This is a genomic window from Sporobacter termitidis DSM 10068 (assembly GCF_900130065.1).
GTDB classification, from domain to species: domain Bacteria; phylum Bacillota; class Clostridia; order Oscillospirales; family Oscillospiraceae; genus Sporobacter; species Sporobacter termitidis.
The window spans coordinates 204,411-224,793 of record NZ_FQXV01000007.1 but is presented as its reverse complement, the minus strand read 5'-3'; the positions used below and the strand labels follow the sequence as shown (position 1 = coordinate 224,793).

Annotated in this window: 20 protein-coding genes and 1 other annotated feature; of the genes, 13 read left to right on the top strand and 7 right to left on the bottom strand. The window is 58.9% G+C overall.

Annotated elements, in window-relative coordinates; all coding sequences use genetic code 11:
- Positions 1-82: 82 nt before the first annotated feature.
- From BUB60_RS11525 to BUB60_RS11480, 10 genes are all read left to right on the top strand, one after another.
- The gene (locus tag BUB60_RS11525; protein WP_159435395.1) at positions 83-472 is read left to right on the top strand and encodes a transposase; all 390 of its coding nucleotides are present in this window, start codon (positions 83-85) and stop codon (positions 470-472) included.
- Between the two features lie 72 nt (positions 473-544).
- Positions 545-772: an exodeoxyribonuclease VII small subunit gene (xseB, locus tag BUB60_RS11520; protein WP_073079061.1), complete on the top strand. Its 228-nt coding sequence runs from the start codon at positions 545-547 to the stop codon at positions 770-772.
- A gap of 85 nt (positions 773-857) precedes the next feature.
- Positions 858-1,739 carry a polyprenyl synthetase family protein gene (locus BUB60_RS11515; protein WP_073079060.1) on the top strand — a complete coding sequence of 294 codons (882 nt, stop codon included), beginning with the start codon at positions 858-860 and terminating at the stop codon, positions 1,737-1,739.
- Between the two features lie 720 nt (positions 1,740-2,459).
- Complete coding sequence (locus BUB60_RS11510; protein WP_073079058.1) at positions 2,460-2,999, top strand: CNNM metal transporter family protein; 540 nt, start codon at positions 2,460-2,462, stop codon at positions 2,997-2,999.
- A 9-nt stretch (positions 3,000-3,008) separates the two neighbouring features.
- Positions 3,009-5,105: a 1-deoxy-D-xylulose-5-phosphate synthase gene (dxs, locus tag BUB60_RS11505; protein WP_073079056.1), complete on the top strand. Its 2,097-nt coding sequence runs from the start codon at positions 3,009-3,011 to the stop codon at positions 5,103-5,105.
- The gene (locus tag BUB60_RS11500; protein ID WP_073079054.1) at positions 5,102-5,902 is read left to right on the top strand and encodes a TlyA family RNA methyltransferase; all 801 of its coding nucleotides are present in this window, start codon (positions 5,102-5,104) and stop codon (positions 5,900-5,902) included. The genes dxs and BUB60_RS11500 overlap by 4 nt, the downstream gene beginning before the upstream one ends.
- 77 nt (positions 5,903-5,979) lie before the next feature.
- A complete protein-coding gene (locus BUB60_RS11495) occupies positions 5,980-6,840 on the top strand; it encodes an NAD(+)/NADH kinase (RefSeq protein ID WP_073079052.1) in 861 nt (286 codons plus the stop codon).
- Positions 6,837-7,286, top strand: a complete 450-nt coding sequence (locus BUB60_RS11490; protein ID WP_073079050.1) for an arginine repressor — start codon at positions 6,837-6,839, stop codon at positions 7,284-7,286. Before BUB60_RS11495 ends, BUB60_RS11490 begins: the two co-directional genes overlap by 4 nt.
- Before the next feature lie 253 nt (positions 7,287-7,539).
- Positions 7,540-9,234, top strand: coding sequence for a DNA repair protein RecN (recN, locus tag BUB60_RS11485; protein WP_073079048.1), 1,695 nt, complete (start codon positions 7,540-7,542; stop codon positions 9,232-9,234).
- Between the two features lie 117 nt (positions 9,235-9,351).
- The gene (locus tag BUB60_RS11480) at positions 9,352-9,939 is read left to right on the top strand and encodes an MBL fold metallo-hydrolase (RefSeq protein WP_073079046.1); all 588 of its coding nucleotides are present in this window, start codon (positions 9,352-9,354) and stop codon (positions 9,937-9,939) included.
- Positions 9,940-9,982: 43 nt separating this feature from the next.
- On the opposite strand, the gene BUB60_RS11475 is transcribed toward BUB60_RS11480, so the two are convergent.
- Positions 9,983-10,639, bottom strand: coding sequence for an HAD family hydrolase (locus tag BUB60_RS11475; protein WP_073079038.1), 657 nt, complete (start codon positions 10,637-10,639; stop codon positions 9,983-9,985).
- Positions 10,640-10,669: 30 nt separating this feature from the next.
- Positions 10,670-11,236 (bottom strand): hypothetical protein, encoded by a 567-nt coding sequence (locus BUB60_RS11470; RefSeq protein WP_073079036.1) that lies wholly within the window; start codon positions 11,234-11,236, stop codon positions 10,670-10,672.
- A gap of 181 nt (positions 11,237-11,417) precedes the next feature.
- Positions 11,418-11,656, top strand: a binding site (T-box leader).
- A 45-nt stretch (positions 11,657-11,701) separates the two neighbouring features.
- Here BUB60_RS11470 and tyrS point away from each other — a divergent pair.
- Entirely contained in the window at positions 11,702-12,922 is a 1,221-nt protein-coding gene (tyrS, locus tag BUB60_RS11465) for a tyrosine--tRNA ligase (protein ID WP_073079034.1), read from the top strand.
- Positions 12,923-13,028: 106 nt separating this feature from the next.
- On the opposite strand, the gene BUB60_RS11460 is transcribed toward tyrS, so the two are convergent.
- The 4 genes from BUB60_RS11460 to BUB60_RS11445 all read right to left on the bottom strand — a co-directional run bounded on the left by BUB60_RS11460 (position 13,029) and on the right by BUB60_RS11445 (position 17,225).
- Entirely contained in the window at positions 13,029-13,226 is a 198-nt protein-coding gene (locus BUB60_RS11460; protein WP_073079032.1) for an alpha/beta-type small acid-soluble spore protein, read from the bottom strand.
- Positions 13,227-13,426: 200 nt separating this feature from the next.
- Complete coding sequence (locus BUB60_RS11455; protein ID WP_073079030.1) at positions 13,427-14,344, bottom strand: AEC family transporter; 918 nt, start codon at positions 14,342-14,344, stop codon at positions 13,427-13,429.
- A 23-nt stretch (positions 14,345-14,367) separates the two neighbouring features.
- The gene (locus BUB60_RS11450) at positions 14,368-15,282 is read right to left on the bottom strand and encodes an AEC family transporter (protein WP_073079028.1); all 915 of its coding nucleotides are present in this window, start codon (positions 15,280-15,282) and stop codon (positions 14,368-14,370) included.
- A gap of 50 nt (positions 15,283-15,332) precedes the next feature.
- Positions 15,333-17,225 carry an FAD-dependent oxidoreductase gene (locus tag BUB60_RS11445; protein WP_073079026.1) on the bottom strand — a complete coding sequence of 631 codons (1,893 nt, stop codon included), beginning with the start codon at positions 17,223-17,225 and terminating at the stop codon, positions 15,333-15,335.
- Positions 17,226-17,368: 143 nt separating this feature from the next.
- On the opposite strand from BUB60_RS11445, the gene BUB60_RS11440 reads away from it, so the two are divergent.
- Together BUB60_RS11440 and BUB60_RS11435 are read left to right on the top strand one after the other, a co-directional pair.
- On the top strand, positions 17,369-18,268 hold the full coding sequence (locus BUB60_RS11440; RefSeq protein ID WP_073079024.1) for an SDR family oxidoreductase: 900 nt from the start codon (positions 17,369-17,371) through the stop codon (positions 18,266-18,268).
- 336 nt (positions 18,269-18,604) lie between these two features.
- On the top strand, positions 18,605-19,246 hold the full coding sequence (locus tag BUB60_RS11435; RefSeq protein WP_073079153.1) for a flavodoxin family protein: 642 nt from the start codon (positions 18,605-18,607) through the stop codon (positions 19,244-19,246).
- Between the two features lie 99 nt (positions 19,247-19,345).
- Here the strand turns inward: BUB60_RS11435 and BUB60_RS11430 are convergent, their stop codons facing one another.
- Positions 19,346-20,275: an SDR family NAD(P)-dependent oxidoreductase gene (locus BUB60_RS11430; RefSeq protein WP_073079022.1), complete on the bottom strand. Its 930-nt coding sequence runs from the start codon at positions 20,273-20,275 to the stop codon at positions 19,346-19,348.
- Positions 20,276-20,383: the final 108 nt, after the last annotated feature.

The window sequence follows — 20,383 nt, the reverse complement described above, 5'->3', positions numbered from 1 at the left end:
GAAGACATCCTCGATTGAGAAACTTCGATTACAGTCAGAACGGCGTATTTTTATCACTTTTTGCACGCGTGATAAGGTCAAATTGCTCGGCACCGTAGGGCGTGACGACCTCGGCACGCCGTCCGCCTTTGTGGAACTATCAAGTATCGGCGCAATAGTTGAGAAATACATAAATTCAATTCATGAGTATAACCGGGCTGTTATTGTTGACACGTTTGTGATCATGCCGAATCATGTTCATGTTGATGGAAAGACCGACGGCGCGCCGGGGTCGTCGCGCCCTACGCAGGCGGTGCCCCGCGTTATTGCGGCGGTCAAGCGTTTTACAAATCACGAGGCTGGAATGAAATTGTGGCAGGACAGCTACTATGACCATATCATCCGTGACGCAAAAGATTATGAGATGAAATATAACTACATTGAAACAAATCCTGACCGGTGGATAGAAGACGAATACTATTTCCAATCATAGGGTGTGACGACTTCGGCACGCCGGCCGCCACGGCATGGAAAAATGGTCAGACAATATTAAGGAGACACCCATATGGATAAAATGACTTTTGAGCAGGCAATCACGCGGATCGATGAGATCGTCAGGACGCTGGAGAAGGGGGACGCGGCGCTGGAGGCGTCGCTGTCGCTGTTTGAAGAGGGGACGGGGCTCATCAAATTCTGCGGGAAGCTTTTGGACACCGCCGAGCAGAAGGTGGTCCGGCTGCAGAAGGGCGCGGACGGCAATCCGGAGGAGCTGCCGCTTGACGAGGCCGAATGATATTTTTCGCACGATTCGCACGAAAAGTGGAACTTTTGAGAATTTATGACGTCTGAATATTTTAAGCACCGCTTAGGAGATATATATGCTTCCGGAAGAGTATGAACGCGAATATCAAAGCTGCCGCGCGCTGATCGAGGCACGCCTGCAGCACTATTTTTGCGACGGGTCCGGGGGCAGGCTCGCGGAGGCGATGCGTTACAGCCTTTTGGCTGGAGGCAAGCGCATCCGGCCGGTCATGGTCCTGGCGTTCTGCAGGGCCGCGGGCGGCGATATTGAAAAGGCGCTGCCGGCGGCGTGCGCGGTTGAGATGCTGCACACCTACTCGCTCATCCACGACGACCTGCCCTGCATGGACAACGACGCGCTCCGCCGCGGCAAGCCCACGAACCACGTCGTCTACGGCGAATGCATGGCGACGCTTTCCGGCGACGCGCTCCAGGCGGAAGCCTTCAACACACTGCTGCAGTCGGAGCTGCCAGACAGCGCCGTCGTCACGATGGCGCGCACCCTGGCGGGGGCGGCCGGGCTCGGGGGGATATGTCTGGGACAGGCTCTCGACATGGACGGCGAGGGCAAGGCGCTCACGCTGCGGGAGATCACCGCGGTCCACAATCTCAAAACGGCCTCGATGCTCGTGGCGTCCGCCCGGATGGGCGTGGCCGCCGCCGGCGGGAGCGAGGCGCAGCTGGAGGCCGCGCGGCGGTACGCGCTGGCGCTCGGGCTCGCCTTTCAGATCCGGGACGACATCCTGGACTGTACCGGCAAAACCGACGTGCTCGGCAAGCCGGCAGGGTCGGACGCGGCCAACAACAAGACGACTTTTGTAACGCTGTACGGCGTCGCCGAATGTGAGCGGCTGATCCGGGAAAAAACGGCGGAGGCGAACTCCGCACTGCGGGGACATTTTGCAAATACAGACTTTCTTGAAGCTCTTTCCATTAATCTGGAAGAAAGAAAGTATTGATAATTTATCGTAATATTGTTAATATAATGAATACAGCGGCGCAGTATCCTAGTCAGATCTGCCGTCTACCAGGAAGGGCCTAAAAATCCTTTGAAGGGCACACCTGCGAAACCCCTTGTGTTTGCTTTGAACGCCCAGTTCGGGGTGGATGCTGGGGGAAAGCGCGGTTTTCCGCGCTTGCATATTCAGGGCGGCCTCCAACGGCATGGAGATCTCGACCCTGTTTGTGCGGAGACCTGTTTTTGTGCATTGGCGGGGCCCATACGCTGGGCACGTTCTTTGTACGTGACAGGCTTGAACCTGCATCGCGGTTTACAGGCGACAGCCGTAAGCTGTGTGCAGAGTAGCCTGCCTTGAGTGGAATCTGCGGATAGGGGATTTAAACGCCAGTGCTGTGGCCACAGCGCGAAGCGCTATTGCCCCTTGAAATATTTTCTGCAAAAGAGGCTAAGAGACGGTGAGACTGCGGTGGAAAACACCTAGGCTGTTCGGGGAGAACCTGTCCCCGTGACAGGATGGGGATTGCAGTGCGGACTAAGTGGCAATCGGGCAGCGATGTTGGCAACGCATCGAACGGGGCTCTAAAGGGAAACCACCTGATCGGCAACGAGAGGCAGCCTCGGGGGAAATCCAGCCCGTACCTAAGCCGTAAGATTTACTCAGCTTGTCGCCGCTGACTACATTGTATACTAGAGCTTATCGCTTTATCGGATATAGAGTATGAAGACAAAAACGAATTCCAGATGGTATGTAAAAATCATCATCATCAGTATGGGCGTTTCCATGGCATTTACCTTTGCCTCCTCCGAAATCCTCGGGAGTGCCGGTTATGTCATGGCGTTTCTGGTTTTGGCGGTTTTTATCCTCTTAGGCATCGTTTTTGACGTCGTCGGGGTTGCCGTGACGGCGGCCTCGACCGCGCCGTTTCATTCCATGGCGGCGCACAAGGAGCGGGGGGCCCAGGAGGCCCTGCGGCTCATCCGCAACGCCGAAAAGGTTTCCAGCGTCTGCAACGACGTGGTCGGTGATATCTCCGGGATCATCAGCGGCACGACCTCGGCGCTGGTCGTGGCAAAGCTGATGGCCGACCTGTCTACCGGGAACATCCTGATCCAGCTCGTCGTCTCGGCGCTGGTGACGGGCGCCACGGTGGGCGGCAAGGCCGTCGGCAAAACTCTGGCCATGAGCAATTCCACCCGGATCGTTCTGGACGTGGGGAAGCTCGTTCATTTGAAAAACAGGATCTTTACAAAAAAATGAGGAATTTCGTTGGATATACTGGATAAGGTCTATCTGCCTACAGATATAAAAAAACTGAATAAATCGGAGCTGGACGCTCTGTGCCAGGAGCTGCGTCAGTTCATGATACAAAGCGTGTCAAAAACGGGCGGCCACCTGGCGTCAAACCTCGGCATCGTCGAGCTGACGGTGGCGATTCACCGGGTTTTCGATACGGCCCGCGACAGGCTCGTTTTCGACGTGGGCCATCAGAGCTACGTGCATAAAATATTGACCGGAAGGATGGACCGGTTTAATACGCTCCGGCAGTTCGGCGGGCTTTCGGGATTCCCGAGGCCGTCCGAATCGATGCATGACGCCTTTATCGCCGGGCACGCCTCCAACTCCATCTCCGTGGCGCTGGGCATGGCCCGGTCCAGAACGCTGACGCGGCGGGAGTACAGCGTCATCGCCCTCATCGGCGACGGGGCGCTGACGGGGGGCCTTGCCTATGAGGCGCTCAGCGATGCCGGCGAGAGCGGGGAGCCGCTCATCATCATACTTAACGACAACGGCATGTCCATCACGCCCAATGTGGGCGGCATCGCCAAGTACCTGTCCCGCCAGCGGCTGAAGCCCTCGTACGCGGCGTTCAAAAAACGGTACAGGAGGATTATGGAGAAGCTGCCGGGAGGCCGGCATGTCTATAATTTTACCCACGGCATCAAAAGCGCGTTTAAAGAGGCGCTCCTGCACTGCAGCATGTTCGAGGAGATGGGCCTGCAGTATGCCGGGCCTATCGACGGGCACGATATCACAAAGCTGGCGGAGGCGCTCAGCTGGGCCAAGAGCCTGGGCGAGCCCGTCCTCATCCACGTCATCACCCAGAAGGGTAAGGGCTATAGCTATTCCGAGGCGACGCCGGACGTTTACCACGGCGTCAATCCCTTCGACTATAAAAAGGGCGTTATTCCGGTAAAGAGCAAATGCTTCTCCAGCGTTTTCGGCGAGGAAATGGTGCGGCTGGCGCATCAGGACTTCAGGGTCTGCGCCGTGACGGCGGCCATGACGGGCGGCACGGGACTGACGGACTTTGCCGCGAAATATCCGGAGCGTTTTTACGATGTGGGCATCGCCGAGGGACACGGCGCCGCGATGTCGGCGGGCATGGCCTCGCAGGTGAGCATCCCTGTTTTTGCCGTCTACTCGACGTTTCTGCAGCGGTCATACGATATGCTCCTGCACGATGTGGCGCTCCAAAACCTCCACGTCGTCTTTGCCATCGACAGGGCGGGACTTGTCCCTGGCGACGGCGAAACGCATCAGGGCATCTACGACGTGGGCTATCTGGCCACCGTCCCGAATATGAAGGTGCTGTGCCCCGCCAGCTATAAGGAGCTCCGGGAGATGCTCCGGCACGCCGCGCTCAAAATGGACGGCCCCGTTGCCGTCCGTTACCCGAAAAGCGGCGAGGGCCGCTATAAGGACGGGGGCGTCAAGCTGTCGAAGCTGGTCGCGGAGGGCACGGACCTCACGCTGGTGACGTACGGCGTCAGCGTCAATACGGCGCTGGACGCGGCGGACCTTTTGCGCGGGGAGGGCATTTCCGCGGAAATCATTAAGCTCGACTTTATCAAACCGATCGATTACGAGGCCGTCAACGCCTCTCTTCAAAAAACGGGGCGCCTTTTGGTGCTTGAGGAAGCCGCCGAGTCCGGCGCGGTGGGCGAGAAGGTCGCGGCGCACGTGGCCGCAAGCGGTATACGCCTGAAGGGACTGCGGCTTTTGAATCTCGGTTGCCGGTTCATCCCCCAGGGCAGCGTTGAGGAGCTGCGCAAAATGTGCGGCATCGACACGCTGAGCGTCCGCGCCGCGGCGCGGGATCTGGTCCTGCGGGGCGGCGCGCCGAAGCCGTCTCCGGCGGAGAAAAAACGACGGGCCGTGGCGGGCGGCGATAAGCCGGCGAAAAATAAGCCGGCGGACGATATCTTTGCCGAAGCGCCGGCGGAGGAAGAGAAGCCCGGGAAGGACGAAACGCCGGAGGACGCCCCGGCGGAAGAGCCTGCGCCCGCGGAGAACGCGGAACAGGGCGGCGCCGCGCCGGAGGATACGGCGGCGGCGCCGACGGTGGAGGACGCCGCGGGATGAGCAAGACGCGACTGGATGTGCTGCTCTGTGAAAAGGGCCTGTCCGAAAGCCGGGAAAAGGCCAGGGCGGCGATTATGAGCGGCATCGTTTTTGTGGACGGAAACCGTGCGCTGAAGCCGGGGACGATGGTGCCGGAGGCCAGCGCATTAGAGGTGCGCGGCGGACCGACGAAATTCGTCAGCCGGGGGGGCTTCAAGCTCGAAAAAGCCCTCGATTTTTTTGACGTCTCTCCTGCTGGAAAGATATGCATCGACTGCGGCGCTTCTACCGGCGGTTTTACGGACTGTCTTTTGAAACGGGACGCCGCCCGTGTGTACGCCGTCGACGTGGGCTACGGGCAGCTCGCCTGGAGCGTCCGCAGCGATCCGCGCGTTGTCACCATGGAGCGGACAAACGTCCGGTACCTGACGCCGGAGCAGTTCCCTGAAAAGATGCGGCTGGCCGTGGTGGACGTGTCATTTATTTCCCTGAGCCTGATCCTTCCGGCGGTCAGGCCGCTCTTAACGGCGGACGGGGAGCTCATCTGCCTCGTCAAGCCGCAGTTTGAGGCGGGGCGCGAAAAGGTCGGCAAAAAGGGCGTGGTCCGGGACGGGGCGACGCACCTGGAGGTTCTCTGCAATTTTATGGAAAACGCCGAAAAAACGGGGTTTCATATAAAGAGCTTAACGTTTTCGCCGATAAAAGGACCAGAGGGTAATATTGAGTTTCTGGGGCACCTGACCGTCGGCGGCGAGGATGCCGCGGTGGATGCCCCGGGCGTTGTGCGTGAGGCGCATTCGGCTCTCGACGAGCAATAGCTTTTCCGGCCGGAATTCCTGCTGGCGCCGGCGCCGGTTTTCCTGCTTCCTATCATCTGAAAGGATCAGCCGAATTTATGAAACGCGTACTGTTGTGCCCGAACTTAAACCGCGACAGAGACCTGGCGCTGACCCTCGAAGTCCGCGACATGCTGAAAAAGTGCGGCGCCTCTACCGTGGTGTGCCCGCTTTTTGAAGAGCAGTGCCCGCTGCCTCCGCTGGAAGGCGTCGAGGTGGTGCCGCTGGAAAGCGCACTGGAGTCCGCAGATATGATCATCGCGTTCGGCGGCGACGGCACGATCCTCCGGGCCGCACGGGCGGCCGCTTCGGCAAGTGTCCCGGTCCTCGGCGTCAATATGGGCACCATGGGCTTTATGGCCGAGCTCGAAAAAGAGGATATCGGCCTGATCCCCAAAGCCGTCTGCGGCGAATACGCCATCGACAGGCGGATGATGCTCGACGTGGAGCTTATGCGGGACGGCAGCGTCATCTACAGAGATTTCGCGCTCAATGACGTGGTAATCGCCGGCATGACGAAAGTCATAGACCTGACCCTTTACGGCGACGGTCAGGAAATCACCCATTTTTCAGGCGACGGCGTTATCGTCGCCACGCCCACGGGTTCGACGGCTTATTCGATGGCGGCCGGCGGCCCGATCATCGAGCCCAGCGCCGAGAATATCATTGTGACGCCGATCTGCGCCCATGTTCTGGCGGCGAAGGCCTTTGTGCTGGAGCCGGAACGGCGCGTCATGGTTGAGCTCGGGCACGTCAAGGCAAATCCGGCGTACCTGTCCGTCGACGGCGGCGTTTACCTGAATCTCGTCAGCGGCGACAAGGTCAACGTGCACAAGTCATCGAAAAAGACTCTCCTCGTCCACCTGTCGGACAGGAGCTTTTATAAAAAAGTGAGCGAAAAGTTGGGTGAGAAATTTTGAAGAGCAAACGCCAGAACGCCATACTTAAAATTATCGCGTCCAGGGATATAGAGACGCAGAATCAGCTGATCGAGGCGCTGCTGGAAGCCGGCGTCGATTCGACGCAGGCCACCGTGTCGCGGGATATCAAAGAGCTGCATCTCATTAAGGAACTCACGCCGCAGGGCAGGTACCATTACGTCATCGGCCAGAAGCAGGAAGTGCAGAATTATTCCGCGCGGCTGAAGTCTATTTTCAAAGAGTGCGTGACCTCCTTCGTCTGCGCGCAGAACATCGTCGTCATCAAGACGCTGCCAGGGCTGGCCCCCGCCGCCTGCAGCGCCATCGACGCCATGAACATCCGCAATCTTGCCGGCTCCATCGCCGGCGACGACACGGCGTTCCTCGCCATGAGCGACAATATCTCGGCGGAGCGGTTCTGCAAAGAGATCGAAAGCATGTTATAATTTTCCCGCCCACCCGCCCAATAGAGGTAGGCTGTGCCCCCTATGGCCCTGCCTGATGAGGCTTCGCCCCAAGCCCCTTTCGGGGCTGTGCCCCGGACCTTATAACAGGACGGTGCAGCCGACTGAGGATTTCTCCCATGCCGCCGCGGTATGACTTGATTTCCCGTAGGGGGCGATGCCCACATCGCCCCGCCGATCTTTACATAGGGGGCGCCCCTCTCGGCGCCCCGCACGACAGGCAAGAGGATGCGATATGATCCAGCTTCTTCATATTGAAAATATCGCGGTGATCGAGAAGTCCGACATCACCTTTGGCCCGGGGCTCAATGTGCTGACGGGCGAGACAGGCGCGGGCAAATCGATCGTGATCGACGCGCTCACCGCCGTGACGGGCGGCAGGGCCTCGCGGGAGCTTGTGCGGACGGGCGCGGCCGGCGCCAGCGTGACGGCTGTTTTTGCCGAGGTCCAGGTGTCGGCCTGGTGCGAGGAAAACGGCATCGAGCCCGACGAGGACGGCAAGCTGTTCCTCATGCGGAAAATCACCTCGGACGGCAAGAATTCCTGCCGCGTCAACGGCTGCCCGGTCAGCGTGGGGCAGCTGCGCGAGCTGGGGGGCCTGCTCATTGATATCCACGGCCAGAACGACGGCCGGAAGCTTTTGGACGAGAGCGCCCACCGGGGCTATCTGGACGCGTTCGGACGCCTTGCGGACGATGTGGCCCGCTATGCGGAGGCTTACAAGGCCCTGCGGGACAAGCAGGGCGACATCGAAAAGCTGTCCCTGGACGAGAGCGAGAAGGAGCGCCGCATCGACAATCTGAAATTTCAGCTGGACGAGCTCGACAAGGCGGATATCCGCCCGGGCGAGATCGCGGAAAAGACGGCGCGGCGTGACCTTTTGAAAAACGCCTCCCGGCTGACGGAGGCGCTCGACGATGCGCTTGAAGCCATGTACGGGGGCGACAGCACGGAGGGCGCCGTGACGCTTATCGGCCAGGCGGAAGCGCAGGCCACCGGCGCCGCGCGCTACGCCGAGTCTTTAAGCGCTACCGCCGAAAAGCTCAAGGACCTGCTTTACGCCGCCGAGGATGCCACGGAGGAGCTCCGCGACCTGCGGGCCAGCCTCGATTTTTCGCCGGACGAGCTGGACAGCCTGGAAACGCGCCTCGACCAGCTCCGCCGCCTCATGAAAAAATACGGCGGCAGCGAGGACGAGCTGATCGCCTACCGGGAAAAGTGCCGCGGCGCGCTCGACGAGATCGAATATTCCTCCGACAGGCTGGCAAAGCTGGAAAAAGAGCTGGAGGCTTTGAAGGCCGACGCGCAGAAAAAGGCGGCCGCGCTGTCCGAAAAGCGCAAAAAGGCCGCTAAAACGCTGGAGGAGCGCATTCGCGCGGAGCTGAGCGACCTGAGCATGGCGGGCGTGCGGTTCAAGGTGGAGTTCGAGGACGTCAGGGCGGAGTTCGGCTTAAACGGCGCCGGCTGCGACGAGGTCCGCTTTCTCATGTCGGCCAACGCCGGGGAGGCGCCCGGCCGTATCAGCCATATCGCCTCGGGCGGCGAGCTGTCCAGGATCATGCTGGCGCTCAAAAACGTCCTGACGGAAAACGGCGACGTGGGGACGATGGTCTTCGACGAGGTGGACGCCGGCGTCTCCGGTATCGCGGCCCAGCGCGTCGGCGAAAAGCTGTCGGCGCTGTCCGAAAACAGGCAGGTGCTCTGCGTGACGCATCTACCCCAGATCGCCGTGATGGCGGACACTCATTTTGAAATTGAAAAAACGACGGCCGACGGGCGGACGTTTACAAACGTTGCGGAGCTGGACCTGGAAGGGCGCAAAAGCGAACTGGCCCGCCTCATCGGCGGCGCCAACGTCACCGAGACGACGCTCTTATCCGCCGCCGAGCAGCTCAAGGCCGCGGCGGAATACAAGGCAAAAAGACGATAACAGCTGAAAACGAACGAAACCAAGCCACCCCTTTCACTTTGAGGGGGTGGCTTGACTGTCGAAAAACCTGCATGCAGGCTGAGGGCGGACCACTGGCCCGCCCCGGGCGAAACGATAATGAAAATATTGAGCTTAAAATGTAAATATACGAACAGTTATTTTCTTGAGACGGGCGCCGGCTGGATCATGGTGGATACGGACTGGCCGGGTACGCTCCCGGAGCTGCGGCGGCTGCTCAAGCAAAACGGACTTCAGCTCGGCGATATCAGATATCTCATCGTCACGCACTTCCACCCGGACCACGCCGGCATCGCCCAGGAGCTGAAGGACGCGGGAATAACACTGCTCCTGCACGAACAGCAGGTTTCCTATGTGGATGAAGTGAACGTGTTTTTTGAGAAAGAAGCGAGGTCTGGCTTTAAGAGCATCACGCCGGAGGAAAACGCGGTGGTTTCGAGCCGGGAGAGCAGGCAGCTTTTCAAAGGCCTCGGGATAGAAGGCGAAATGATCTGCACGCCGGGGCACAGCGGGGACAGCATCACGCTGATCGTTGATGGGCTCTGCGCGTTTACCGGGGACCTCCCGGCGTTCTCGCTGATCGACGCGTATAATGACGCGTCGGTCCGCGAAAGCTGGGCGCTGATACGGCGCTTTCACGTTTCGGCGATATACCCCGGGCACGGGTATTCGTATAACCTGCCGTAAGAAGGGCGGGACGAGCCAAAGCCCCGTCCCGCCCTGCGGCCGGTCAGATCAGATTTTTTTCGAAGTACGCTTTGACCTCGATCAGCGAATCGAACTTTTTATACGCCAGCTTTTCGATCTCTTCGGTAATCTCGACCATATCGGGCACCAGGATCGTCCGCAGCCCGGCGGCGTGGGCCGACCGGACGCCGTTGGGCGAGTCCTCCACGGCGTAGCAGCTTTGCGGCGGCGTGCCGAGCTTTTCGCAGGCCAGGAGGTAGATATCCGGCGCGGGCTTGCCGTGGACGAGCATATCGCCGGTGACGACCGCGCTGAAATATTTGGTCAGCCCGGCGCCTTCCAGATTGCCGGCGGCGCTGTTTTTGCCCGACGAGGTCGCCAGGGCGAGCCGACAGCCTCTGCCGCGCAGCCAGTCGAGAAGCGCCACAACGCCCGGCTTCAGCGGCAGGCCCTCCGCGCGGACGATATCCAGAAAAGCCTTTCTCAGGTCGAGGGCAAACTGCTCGGCCTGAAAATCCTCTCCGTATTTTGAAAGCAGGTATGCCCGGATATCGCCGCCGTTGCGGCCGACGCAATACTTGATGGCATTGTCGATGTCCTGAAGGCCCAGCGCCGCGCCGAGCTGGCGCCACGCCCTGGCGTACAGCCGCTCGGAGTCGAACAGCACGCCGTCCATATCAAATATAACGCATTCCGTCATGTCTGCTCCCGTCAACAAAATTGCCTGCGGTTATCTGCCGCCGAACAGCCGCCGGAAACCTCTTTTTTTCCGCGCGGGTTCCGGCTTTTTTACCGGCGTTTCGAGCTCCGGCTCGGGCTCCGGCAGGATATCCGAGGTGTCGGGCCTGCTCAAGCGCACCTCGTTCATGTCCACCGTTTTGTGGAATTTGTTGAGGTTCAGCGCGGTGGAAAATTTCCAGCCGTATTTAAAGGCCGTGTTTTTCACCGTATTGGGGACCTCGCCTAAATCCGTTGTGACGACGGAGCCCTGCCCGTCCTTGTCGTAAACGAACCGCTTGACCTTGCGGAACATCGTCGTCGACGGCGAGGCGAGCTCTCTTGTGGCACCGTTGGCCGCCACAAGGCACTGGTCCACCGTTTTGACGTACATGGAGACGGCGCTGTTGGCCTCGTCCAGAAAAACATTCAACTCGTATGCGATTTTTTTAAATTCTGCGCCGTAGCCGATTTCGTAGAAATCCGTGTTGACCGTAATATATGAATCGTCCTTTATGGAGAACGGGATTTGAAGTTCATCGAGCTTTGCGCATATGGCGTCCATTATTTGCTGTTTCATAAGTACCCCCGAACAAAACTCTATTGATTATATCACAAAATCGGATTTTGTATCAATATAAATAATCTAGTCGAAAGGGAAGATACTAGATATTGTGTACAAATAAAAATCTGATTTTCACGGCGATACAAAGCGGCGGGGCTGTTGACAAAAACTTGCCCGCTGTGTTATGATCACACCAATAAAGGCTGCGATGGAAAGCAAGTAGGTGTGCGACAAGCCCACACAGAGAGCTGCCGGTTGGTGAAAGGCGCGGGGGGTCTGCACTGAATACAGTTCCGGAGCCGCATGCCGCAAGGATATTCCGTAAGGCATGACGCGTGTGCGCGTTACAGCACGGAGGTTTATTTGAACCTCCCGAGTCCGAAGCCGCGAGGCTTTGGAAAATAGAGGTGGTACCGCGAGCTGATCGCCCTCTGTCCTATGGACAAGGGGCGTTTATTTATTTTTAGAGGGAGAAGACATATGAAACTTTACGACGAGCTTGTCGCGCGCGGGCTGATCGCGCAGGTCACAAACGAGGAGGAAATCAGGACGCTGATCGACAACGGCAAGGCCACGTTCTATATCGGGTTCGACCCCACGGCGGACTCGCTCCATGTGGGGCACTTTATGGCGCTGTGCCTGATGAAGCGCCTGCAGATGGCGGGCAACAGGCCCATCGCGCTTATCGGCGGCGGCACCGCCATGGTCGGCGACCCGTCGGGCAGGACCGACATGCGCCAGATGTCGACGGTGGAGACGATCCGGCACAACGGCGAGTGCTTTAAAAAGCAAATGAGCAAATTCATCGATTTTTCGGAAGGCAAGGCCATCATGGTCAACAACGCCGACTGGCTGACGGGCCTCAATTATGTAGAGTTCCTGCGGGCCGTGGGGCCGTATTTCTCTGTCAACAACATGCTCCGCGCCGAGTGCTACAAGCAGCGCATGGAAAAGGGCCTGTCCTTCCTGGAGTTCAACTACATGATCATGCAGAGCTACGATTTTTACGAGCTCTTCGTCAAATACGGCTGCAACATGCAGTTCGGCGGCGACGACCAGTGGTCGAACATGCTGGGCGGGACGGAGCTTATACGCAAAAAGCTCGGCAAGGACGCCCACGCCATGACGATCACGCTGCTCCTGACCTCCGAGGGCAAAAAGATGGGCAAGACGGCCTCAGGCGCCGTCTGGCTCGACCCGAACAAGACGAGCCCTTACGACTTCTTCCAGTACTGGCGCAACGTGGGCGACGACGACGTCATCAAATGCCTGAAAATGCTGACGTTCCTGCCTGTTGCGCAGATCGCCGAAATGGAGAAATGGGAGGGCGCGGAGCTGAACCGCGCCAAGGAAATCCTGGCCCATGAGCTGACGAGCCTTGTCCACAGCAGGGAAGAGGCCGACAAGGCGCTGGAGACGGCGCGGTCCCTCTTCTCCGCGGGCGGCGCCGACGCGATGCCCACGGCGGCGCTGGGCGAGGAGGACCTCACCGACGGCAGGGCCGATATCCTCACGATTCTCGTTAAAAGCGGGCTGTGCCCGTCAAAGTCGGAGGCGCGCCGGGCTGTCGAGCAGGGCGGCGTCGAGGTGGACGGCGAAAAGATCACGGAGTTCGGCGCCGCGTTCACCCGCGAGCAGCTCTCCGGCGGCGTCGTCGTCAAACGCGGCAAAAAGAATTTCAAAAGAGTCGTATTGAAATAAACGGAAAAAGCCCAAGGGCTTTATCGACAGACTGAAAGAACAGCAGGCAGATAACTGCCTGCTGTTCTTTATCGTTCACGCTTTTCAGCGCACTTGCTGCTCAGACTTACTGGATGCCGTTCTCGTAGGACTCGATCATTTTCTTGACCATCTGTCCGCCGATGCTGCCGGCCTGCTTCGCGGTAATGTCGCCGTTGTAGCCCTGCTTCAGGTTAACACCAACCTGGCTGGCCGTTTCCATCTTGAAACGGTTCATCGCGTCACGTGCGTTCTGGTTAACAAGAGAATTTGAATTTCTAGCCATTATATTAACACTCCTTGTTCTGGTTTGAGTCAGGCACTGTTGCACCTTTCGATTATAGCATTGCCTCGCGTTTTCTTAATATACAAACAAAATAAGGTAATAAAACGAATTTTATCATATTAGAGGAAAAAAGAGGACAAGGCCGTATCGCCGGCTCTGTCCTGTATTTTGTCCTTATTAATATATAATATTTTATATTGTCAATTGAGCAGCAAAATGACGAGCAGCGGGATCGACGCCACCGAAACGAGCGTCGTCAGAAAGACGCCCTTTGAGGCCAATTGCTCATTGCCGCCGTATTCCATGCTCAGCATGGTGGCGTTCGTCGCCGTCGGCATGGCGGACAGGGCGACGAGGACGCCGAGCATCAGCCGGTCGGCGACAAAAAATCGCAGGACAAGCCACGTCAGCACGGGAATGACGATCAGCTTGACGGCTGTGACGGCGTAGATCCTGGCTTCGTTAAAAACCTCCCGGACCGGGATGCAGGCCAGCGTCGAGCCGATGACCAGCATTGCCGACGGCGTCGTCATGGTGCCCACCAGCTCGACGGTGTTTTTCAATATGGCGGGCACCGGGAGCTTCGTGTAAAAAATAATCACGGTGAGCAGAGACACGACCATCGTGGAATTGACAAGCAGTCTTGGGTTGAATTTTTCGCCTTTGCCGGAAACCATGACGATGCCAACGGAGAAGCACAGAACGCTGAAGGCGATGTTGAACAAGGACACATAAAAAACGGCGCCCGCGCCGAAGATTGCCTGGATGACGGGAAAGCCCATGAAGCCGACGTTGCCGAAGGCCACCATAAACCGGTACATGCCGCCGTCTGCTTTCGGCGCGCGCAGCAGGCGCGGCAGCGGCAGCGTCACGAGGAACGCCACAAGAAAAACGACCAGGGAAAACAGCATGAAATATGCCGCGTCGCTCCCCGTTGCCGTGACATCATCGGTGAAGACGGAGCCTAAAATTGTACATGGCATGGCGATGTTGACGACGAGCTTTGAGATCAGCTTGTTTGATTCCGCCGTCATGACTTTGAATTTGTTGGCGGCGTAGCCCAGGGCAAGCATGATGAACAGGATGGTCATCTGGCTGATGATAGCGGAAATATTCATGAAACAGCGTCCTTTTTGCAGAATCAGAACAGCAGGTACAGCAGAAGGGGGATCGTCACGACGGAAAAGAGCGTCGTCAGAAAGACGCCTTTGGAGGCCAGCTTGTCATTGCCGCCGTACTGCAGGCTCAGCATTGTCCCGGCGGTGGCTGTGGGCATGGCGGCTTCCACCATCAGGATACCGAGCGTCTGCGCGTCTGAAACGAAAAGGCGCAGGACGAGCCAGGTGACGACAGGAATGAGGATCAGCCGCACAAAAACGACCGGATAAAGCCTTTTTTCGCTGAACACTTCCCGAAAGGGGATCTCCGCCAGCGTCGAGCCGATGATCAGCATGGCGCCGGGCGTTGTCATATGCCCCACGAGCGCGGTGGTGTCGACGATGATTTTCGGCATGGAGATATTAAAGGCGAAAATCAGCACCGAGGCCACGGATGTAAAAAGTGTCGGCGTTAAAAAAAGCTTCAGGTTCAGCTTTTCCCGCTTGCCTGAGGTCAGGATGATGCCGAGAGAAAAGAGCAGCAGATTAAACGGAATGTTCAGCAGCGTTACATAAAACAGCGCGCCGTCGCCGTATATGGCCTGTATGACAGGATAGCCCATAAAGGCGATATTGCCGAACGCCAAAAGAAACCGGATGATGCCGTAATCCTCTTTCGGGGACCGGAGCAGCCGGGGGACCGGCCAGGCGATCAAATAGATGATGGCGAAGGAAACGAGAGAGAACAGCATGAAGGTAAGCGCTTCGCGGCCTGTGGTACTGACGCTGCCGTTCATGACGGAGTTGAGCACGGTACAGGGCATGGCAATGTTCAAAATGAGCGCGGACAGGTGCTTGTTGCTGCCGGAGTTCAGAATTTTGGCCTTGTTGCCGATGTAGCCGAGCGCCAGGACAAGAAAGAGGACGAGCATCTGGGAGATCAGGGAGGACATATTCATGAAAAGGAATCCTTTGGCAGTTTTTTATGAGTGCGGTCCGGCGCGGGCGGTCAGCCGATATTCATCGCCGCGTAGAAGCCGTCCCGGACGGCGGAGGTGATGTTGCCCGCTTGCGCGGCGCAGTCGCCGACGACCATAACGTCGTCCGCGCAGCCGTCAAATTCCCTGATCAGGTCCTCGCGCGGCCTGACGCCCATGGAAAGGACGACGCTGTCGCACGGGAGCGTGACGCGGCCGCCGTCCATATCTTCCGCGACGACGGCGTCTTTTGTGATCTCCTTCGCCCTGAGGCCGGTGATCACTTTGACGCCCGCCTCGTCGGACATGCGCCGCAGAAAGGCGGCGACATTGCTGGAGGCGCCGCCGCGGCTGTCGATCTCCGAAAGGGGCAGCATATCGATGAGCGTCACCTCATGACCGTCCTGCGCCAGCACGACGGCCGTCTCGGTGCCGGTGAGGCCCGCGCCGATCAGCACGACGCGTTTGCCGACGGCGGCCCTGCCCAGGTCCACGTCCACTGCGAGGCAGACGTTGCTCCCTTTGATGCCCGGAATATTCGGCACGAAGGGCGTGCTGCCCACGGCCACGATCACGGCGTCCGGCTTCTCGCTTTCAACGAGCGCGCGGGTGGCCGCGGTGCTTTTGCGGATGTCGAGGCCCGGGGTCCGCTCCGTTGTACGCACGGACCACTCGGCATAACGCCTGACGTCGCCTTTGAGGCGGTTGGCGCCCGCGGCGGTCAGCGTGCCCCCGAGCGCCGGGGCCTTTTCAAAAAGCACGACGCGGTGCCCCCGCTCTGCGCACCGGCGCGCGGCTTCCATGCCGGCGGCGCCACCGCCGATGATGACGACCTTTTTGGGCGCCGGGCTTTTCGTCATGTTATCAAACAGCGGGTTTCGGCCGGCCACGGGGTTGACCGTGCAGCGCAACGGCTTCGGGCAGCCGTGGGGATCGTCGCCGGTGCAGATCATACAGCGGATGCAGGGGCGGATATCCTCGCCGCGGCCGTGCTTTGCCTTGGCGGCGCAGTCCGGGTCCGTGATGAACTGGCGGATCATGGCGATCATGTCCGCCCGCCCGGCGGCGACCGCCTCTTCCGCCAGGTCGAGGTTAAACGAGCCCACCGACGTGACGGGGATGTCGAGCTCCCTTTTAAACCGCTCTGCAAACCGGACGTTCGTGGCCAGGGGCAGGTACGTGGGCTGCATGGCGTAGGAGAGCGACGCGGGGTTATACATGTTGCCGGCTGAAATATGTACAAGATCGATTTTATTCTGGATGGCCCTGGCGAACCTGACCGCGTCCTCGAGCCCGACGCCGCCGTCGGTGAGCTCGTCGCCGCTCATGCGCCACTCGATGGCCATATCGGGGCCGATGGCGCCGCGCACGCTGTCCAGAAGCTCGTTGGCGAAGCGGCATCTGTTTTCAAACGTCCCGCAGCCGTACGCATCCGTCCGCTTGTTCATGAGCGGGGAGTAGAACTGGGCCACCGTGTGGCCGTGGCCGCCGTGGAGCATGATCATATCGAAGCCGCCCTTTTTACATCGGCCGGCGGCGTCCGTAAACGCCTGGATGATCCCTCTGATCTCGTCCTTCGTCATGTCGGCGGGGAAGACGTGGGTACGCAGGTTCAGCTCGATGGAAGCGATGGCGCCGTACCGGTGGATGGCGTCGGTGAGCTTAAAAAGCCCGTGGACGACAAATGGGTCGGCCAGGTTGACGACATAATGGTTCTCATCGGCGTATTGCTGCGTCACGGGGCTGTCCCCCACGGTGACAATGCCCGCCCCGCCTCTGGCGAACGCCGCGGTGAAGGCGACGAACTCGTCGGTGACGAGGCCGTCCCTTGTGCAGAGAAACGGCTCCGCCGGCGAGACCTCGATCCTGTTTTTAACGGTGAGCGGACCGACCTTCAGCGGCCGGAAGAGATGGTCATACGGCATAATATCGCGCTCCGATCATGTTAATGTTGTCATAATAAAGCAATATATCACAATAAGAGGGGGGAGGCAACCGCCGTCGCTGTCAAAACCGGTTTCACTTTAATATAATTGTACGGAAGTATTATGCAGACAGGAGCTTTTCGATGGAATTTTATTTTCCGTACATAGGCTACAGGGAGGAATGCCAGGAGGTGCCCGTCCAGTTTCCGCCGCAGCACCAGCCGGTCCAGCCAGGGCTTGAAACGCTGATGGACCCGCGGCCTGTTTTTGACAACCCCAATTATATCGGCACGGGGAAACTCGAGAAAAAGTCGGTCCTTATCACGGGCGGAGACAGCGGCATCGGGCGGGCGGTATCGGTGGCGTTTGCCAAGGAGGGCGCGGACATCGCCATCGTTTACTACAACGAGCACGAGGACGCGCACGAGACGAAAGGCTATGTAGAAGCGCAGGGGAGGCGCTGCCTATTGATTCCGGGCGACGTGCGGGACGAGGCGTTTTGCGTCGGGGCGGTCCAGGAAACGGTGACGGCGTTCGGCAAGCTGGACGTGCTGGTGAACTGCGCCGGCGTGCAGTTCCCGCAGCTGCGGCTGGAGGATATCTCCGCCGAACAGATGGAGCTGACGTTCCAGGTCAATTACTTCGGGCTGTTCTTCATAACGAAGGCGGCGCTGCCATATCTGAAGGAGGGGAGCGTCATAATAAGCACCACCTCCATCACCGCCTATGTCGGCGAAAAGCTGCTTATCGATTACGCCTCCACAAAGGGCGCGATTATCAGCTTTACCAGGGCCCTTGCCCACTCGATCGTCGACAGGGGCATCCGTGTCAACGCCGTGGCGCCGGGGCCGATCTGGACGCCGCTGCAGCCGTCCAGCTGGCCGGCCGATTACATACCGACCTTTGGGTCGGACACGCCGATGAAAAGAGCGGGGCAGCCCGTGGAGCTGGCCCCGACGTATGTTTACCTGGCGTCCAATGATTCCTCCTTCGTCACGGGGCAGGTCCTCCACGTGGACGGCGGCCAGTCCATGCAATCATAATCCATGACGAAAAAGCCTTTGAGCTTTTTCGTCATGGAAATGGCGTGCAGGACGCTCTGCCGCTTACCTGCACGAGAGGAGTCATTTCCGACGTACACGCCGCCGGAAATGACGGACTTCATTTTATTTTCGCCGTGCGCGGCGAAAACTCTGCGAGGCTTTTTCATAAGGGCAAACCTGAAAAGGGCTTGCCTTTTCTTTGTGGGCGGCCCGATTGGTGCGGTTGATTATTGCCCGGCGTGTGGTATGATAAGGCCGTGCGGCAGGAAAACGGACGGCCCTGGGGCCTTGGGCCGCAGGGGCGGCGGCACATATTATATGAAAGGTCGTATTGAAATGAAAGTCATCGCTTTGAACGGCAGTCCGAACAAAAAGGGAAATACATACGAGGCGCTGCAGCTTGTGGCCGGCGAGCTTGAAAAGGAGAACATCGGCGTCGAGACGGTCACCGTCGGCGATAAGGTGTTTCAGGGCTGCACCGGCTGCCGCGGCTGCCGGGCGGCCGGCCGTTGCGTTTTGCCGGACCCGGCCTTTGGCGAGATCATGGACAAGGTGCTCGAGGCCGACGGGCTGATCCTCGGCAGCCCCGTTTACTACGGCGGCATTAACGGCACCATGAAGTGCTTTTTGGACCGCGCGTTCTTTTCCGATACGCGGGGGCTGCTCCATCACAAGGTGGGCACGGCGCTCGTGGTCCTGCGGCGGAGCGGCGCCATGTCGGCCTACGAGCAGCTGAACAACTATCTGATGGCTTCGGAGATCCTCATGCCACCGTGCGGCTGGAATATCATTTACGGCGCGCAGCCCGGCGAGATCCGCGAGGATAAGGAGGGCATCCAGCGCCTGCGCAGAACGGGAAAAAATATGGCGTGGCTGCTGAAAATGAAGGAGCAGACCAAAAACACGCTGACGCCGCCGGCGCCGGAGGCGCGCGTGTTTTTCAATTTCATCAGGACCGACGCCAATTTCAAGCCGTGAGGAGCACCCTGCCGGCGGCACAAAACAGACGGCTTTATGCGTATGTAAACCCCTGTGGCTTTTCGACCACAGGGGTTTGCTTTTTGCCCATGATATTGCTTATTTTTCAAATGCCGGAACCTGGGTTTGCTTTTCAAAGACCGGATTATATGTAAGGATGCTGAAAACCTTCTGGAAGTCATCGCTGAGCGGTTCGTCGGGGAACGCCCTGGAGACGGCCGCGGCGCGGGCATCCCAGCCCTTTTTGAAGTCCGCGTGGGTGATGATATACAGATCGCCCCGCCGTATTCCCCGTACGACGCGTTCTCCCGCTTCCTCGGGGTATCTGATGATCTTGGTGAAGTCCGCCTGCGGCGGGGGAGCCTCGCCGTCCTTTGGCGGGGGCGGCGCGAAGGGCGGCAGCTCCACGCCCAAATGCTTGGCCCGCACCTCGCCGGACGACAGGCCCAGATTCGTCTGGAACGGCCCGGGACAGAACACGCTGGCGCCGACGCCCGTGCCCTGAAGGTCGCAGGCCAGCGTCTCCATCACCGTGACGACAGCCATTTTCAGGGAGTTGTAAAGCGTGAAGCCCGGTACGGGCACAAGTCCCGCCTTGGACGCCGTGCTGACCACGTGGCCTCCCTCGCCGTGCTTCAATATGCGCGGGACGATCGTCATGATGCCGTTAAGGACGCCCCTGTAATTGACGTCGATTGCAAGGTCGACGTCCTTGAAATCGTCCTCCCAGACCTTGCCCTCGGGAATTCCGATGCCGGCGTTGTTCACCAGGACGTGAAGCTTGCCGAATACGGCCTCGGCTTCGTCGGCTGCCTTGACGTACGCGGCCCGGTCGGTAACGTCCAGCTGGATGCCGTGGGCCGGCCAGCCGTTTTCCTTGAAGGCCGGCAGCGCCTCGTCGATCGCCTGCTGCCGGAAATCGGCGATGACGATGTTCATCCCCGCCTTCGCGCAGGCCTTGGCGATGCCCAGCCCCAAGCCGCTGGCCCCGCCCGTGATAAATGCGGTCTTGCCTGTCAGATTTTCCATAGGTACCCTCCTTTTGATTTGAAATTATCCCTTTTTTTGTTAATTATACTCTGATAATCCCGGCCGTCAATATGCGCCGATGTTTAAATTATATGAAAAACGCCTCCC

What these genes read in the sequence shown, in the direction of transcription:
- BUB60_RS11495 (WP_073079052.1), top strand. Translation starts at nt 5,980, where the DNA reads ATGAAACGCGTACTGTTGTGCCCGAACTTAAACCGCGACAGAGACCTG.
- BUB60_RS11455 (WP_073079030.1), bottom strand. Translation starts at nt 14,344, where the DNA reads ATGAATATTTCCGCTATCATCAGCCAGATGACCATCCTGTTCATCATG.
- BUB60_RS11510 (WP_073079058.1), top strand. Translation starts at nt 2,460, where the DNA reads ATGAAGACAAAAACGAATTCCAGATGGTATGTAAAAATCATCATCATC.
- BUB60_RS11480 (WP_073079046.1), top strand. Translation starts at nt 9,352, where the DNA reads ATGAAAATATTGAGCTTAAAATGTAAATATACGAACAGTTATTTTCTT.
- BUB60_RS11460 (WP_073079032.1), bottom strand. Translation starts at nt 13,226, where the DNA reads ATGGCTAGAAATTCAAATTCTCTTGTTAACCAGAACGCACGTGACGCG.
- tyrS (WP_073079034.1), top strand. Translation starts at nt 11,702, where the DNA reads ATGAAACTTTACGACGAGCTTGTCGCGCGCGGGCTGATCGCGCAGGTC.
- BUB60_RS11450 (WP_073079028.1), bottom strand. Translation starts at nt 15,282, where the DNA reads ATGAATATGTCCTCCCTGATCTCCCAGATGCTCGTCCTCTTTCTTGTC.
- BUB60_RS11515 (WP_073079060.1), top strand. Translation starts at nt 858, where the DNA reads ATGCTTCCGGAAGAGTATGAACGCGAATATCAAAGCTGCCGCGCGCTG.
- BUB60_RS11475 (WP_073079038.1), bottom strand. Translation starts at nt 10,639, where the DNA reads ATGACGGAATGCGTTATATTTGATATGGACGGCGTGCTGTTCGACTCC.
- recN (WP_073079048.1), top strand. Translation starts at nt 7,540, where the DNA reads ATGATCCAGCTTCTTCATATTGAAAATATCGCGGTGATCGAGAAGTCC.
- BUB60_RS11445 (WP_073079026.1), bottom strand. Translation starts at nt 17,225, where the DNA reads ATGCCGTATGACCATCTCTTCCGGCCGCTGAAGGTCGGTCCGCTCACC.
- BUB60_RS11470 (WP_073079036.1), bottom strand. Translation starts at nt 11,236, where the DNA reads ATGAAACAGCAAATAATGGACGCCATATGCGCAAAGCTCGATGAACTT.
- BUB60_RS11430 (WP_073079022.1), bottom strand. Translation starts at nt 20,275, where the DNA reads ATGGAAAATCTGACAGGCAAGACCGCATTTATCACGGGCGGGGCCAGC.
- BUB60_RS11440 (WP_073079024.1), top strand. Translation starts at nt 17,369, where the DNA reads ATGGAATTTTATTTTCCGTACATAGGCTACAGGGAGGAATGCCAGGAG.
- BUB60_RS11435 (WP_073079153.1), top strand. Translation starts at nt 18,605, where the DNA reads ATGAAAGTCATCGCTTTGAACGGCAGTCCGAACAAAAAGGGAAATACA.
- BUB60_RS11500 (WP_073079054.1), top strand. Translation starts at nt 5,102, where the DNA reads ATGAGCAAGACGCGACTGGATGTGCTGCTCTGTGAAAAGGGCCTGTCC.
- xseB (WP_073079061.1), top strand. Translation starts at nt 545, where the DNA reads ATGGATAAAATGACTTTTGAGCAGGCAATCACGCGGATCGATGAGATC.